The sequence below is a fragment of the Micromonospora deserti genome (assembly GCF_003236335.1).
In the GTDB taxonomy this organism is placed as follows: domain Bacteria; phylum Actinomycetota; class Actinomycetes; order Mycobacteriales; family Micromonosporaceae; genus Micromonospora; species Micromonospora deserti.
On record NZ_POUB01000500.1, the window covers coordinates 1 to 1492 of the forward strand.

At 71.7% G+C, this 1492-nt stretch carries 1 protein-coding gene; it reads right to left on the reverse strand.

The annotated features are described in order from the left end of the window. A partial coding sequence (locus C1I99_RS31535; protein WP_111137773.1) for a MurL-like N-terminal domain-containing occupies positions 1 to 1347 on the reverse strand: 1347 nt, incomplete at its 3' end. Positions 1348 to 1492: the final 145 nt, after the last annotated feature.

A 1492-nucleotide genomic window follows, 5' to 3' on the forward strand; every position in this document is an offset into this window, starting at 1 on the left:
GGTGAGGGTGGTGAGGGGTTTGGCGTAGGCGGCGGGGACGTGGTTGGGGCCGCCCGGGGTGAAGACGTCGGAGGTGGCGGCCGCCGACCAGGCGGTGTCCGGGACGGCGTCGACCAGGGCGCGGACCACCGGGGCGTCGCGCCACTGGTCCTGCTCGGCGAGCAGGCTCAGCGCCACCACCGACTCCTCCACCTCGCCGACGCACTCGAACGGCTTGTGCCCGTCCACGCCGAGCAGTTCCCGGTAGCCGGGGATCTGGTCGGGGTCGGCGAGCAGGTCGCCGCCGAAGATGTGGGTGATCCGCTCCCGGGACATGAACGGCGCCATGGCGAGGAAGACGAACCGGCACTTCGGGCAGTCGCGGCACCAGCGCTCACTCGCGTCGCGCAGCTTGAATGCGGCGTTGCAGCTGGTCACCACGTCGTCGTAGCGGTCGATCTCGGCGTAGAGCCGGGCGATGTGCAGCTCCGACAGCGAGCGCAGCAGCGAGAAGTACGGCTCGGTCAGCCCGGCGTGCTCGGCCAGCGCCGCGCGCAGCAGCCCCTCCGCCTCGATCCCCTTGGACCACTGGTGGTTGATCTCGTGACCGTTCCACACCAGGTTCGGGTCGGACGCCGAACGCTCGTTGGACATCACCACCGGACCCAACCCGTGGTACACGGCGGTCGCCACCGCGATCAGCGAGTTGATCGCGGTGACCGGAATGTGCCCGTTACGCGCCCCGGCGGCGTTCAGGTCGAACAACGCCGGGTCGATGCGGCGGCGGGCGGCGAGCGGAGTCAGCCCGGACGCCTCGTTGACCGAGACGATGACGTGGTTGGGGTTGACCGAGAACGGCACCGGGTCGAAACCGGCCCGGCGCAGCGCCTCCAGGGTGACGATGGAGTCCTTGCCGCCGCCCACGGCCGACAGCGGGCGCCGGTCGGCGTTGTCCAGCGTCGCCGCCGCCTTCACCGACCCGCGCGGGATCTCCGGGGTCAGCTCCAGCACGTGCGGCAGCTGGTTGCGGTACGCGTACTCGCCGAGGCCCTTGGTGTAGACGGCGGTGACCAGCTCGGCGGCGGCCGAGCCGAGCGGTGCCGGCAGCACCAGCCGCCCGGGCGCGGCGGCCTTGTAGTAGCTCACCCCGGCCACCAGGTGCAGCAGCTCCAGCACCCGGCCGAGCGCGGCGACCGCCGCGTCCGACGGCGGATCCGCCGGCAGCGGGAAGGTGACCACCTCGGTGAAGCGCAGCTCCGCGTCCGGGCCGGCCAGCGTGTAGTCGAACAACGCCTCGCCGGTGGAGAGATCGATCGAGTAGGACGGGAAGGTGAAGGCGTCCATCCGCCGAAGCTGTCCGTTGAGCACACGCCATACTAGGCCGTGGCGCACCCGTCCGTGTCCGGCTGCGCCGGACTCGGCCACCGCCTGCCTCACCGACCCGCGCGGGATCTCCGGGGTCAGCTCCAGCACGTGCGGCAGCTGGTTGCGGTACGCGTACTCGCCGAGGCCC